Origin of the sequence: Paraplanobispora takensis (assembly GCF_016863195.1) — a bacterium.
In the GTDB taxonomy this organism is placed as follows: Bacteria; Actinomycetota; Actinomycetes; order Streptosporangiales; family Streptosporangiaceae; genus Planobispora; species Planobispora takensis.
Map to the genome: position 1 here is coordinate 1 of NZ_BOOK01000137.1, position 1,030 is coordinate 1,030.

Genomic DNA, 1,030 nt, shown 5'->3' on the forward strand with positions numbered 1-1,030 from the left:
TGGTTGATGTGCTTTTACGGGCTGGTCAAAGGGCGAACGTGGTCGTAGAAGATCAGGGATCTTTTACGGGTGACACCGCAGGCCCAGTTGTGCCAGATCGCCACGTTCAGGGCCAGCAGGCGCTGCAGGACCCGCACCCACAACCCCGACGGGATGCGGGCATGGTGGCGTTCAAGGCCGAGCTGGCCCTTGAGGGTCCAGTTGACCGACTCGATCCGCTGACGCAACCAGTACGGAAACAGGCCGCGATCCGGCTCGTCCTTGCGGGCGGGCCGGATCACGGTGATCCCCAGCTCGGCCAGGTCGGCGGCGAAGGCGGCCCCGGCAAAGCCCTTGTCACACACCCCGACGGTGCCCGGCGCGGGCCGGTTCTCGGTGCGGGTGAACATCGCCCGCACCGCCTCGCGCTCCTTGACCAGCTTCGGATTGACCAGCACGAACCCGGTGACCAGGCCATCGGGCGCGCACACCAGCAGCAGCTCAGCGCCCCAGTAGAAGCGGTGGTGGGAGGTGTCCATGCCGTAGCCGGCCCAGCCGAACAGGTTCGAGCGCTGGGCGGTTTGGCGGGAGGCGCCGCACGGCACCGCCGTGCCGTCCCAGATCCGCACCGCATCGGCACTGGAGGGGGTGTGCTCGGCCGTCCAGCGCAGCGCCGCCTCCAGCAGCGGGGCCGCCGCGCGCAATCTCCGGTTGTACTCGCCCTGCGACAGCAGCCGCGGGAACAGATGACCGACCAGAGCCGGAGCCGCACGCAGCCAGTGGCGTTCCTCGTCATGGCGCAGCAGCACCTGGGCCACGGCCAGGCAGACGAGCTCGGCGTCGGTCACCTCCGGCGGATGTCCCGGCCCACCGGTCGGCCGTACCCGTTGTGAGGGCAAGATTCGATCAGTGAGCTCGACGTACAGTGCGATGAGGAGAGTGTCCAGGTCGGTGTCCACGACGACCCCCGGGTCGGATGTGCTTCTACACCACCGATCCTGGGCACTCTTCGCCGTTAGGCACAGCGTAGAAAGCACATCAACCATCTAGA

The 1,030-nt window shown here is 67.7% G+C and carries 1 protein-coding gene; it reads right to left on the reverse strand.

The window, feature by feature from the left end; translation table 11 throughout:
- Positions 1-14: 14 nt before the first annotated feature.
- Positions 15-938 carry a transposase gene (locus Pta02_RS40790; protein WP_203880413.1) on the reverse strand — a complete coding sequence of 308 codons (924 nt, stop codon included), beginning with the start codon at positions 936-938 and terminating at the stop codon, positions 15-17.
- Positions 939-1,030 lie beyond the last annotated feature (92 nt).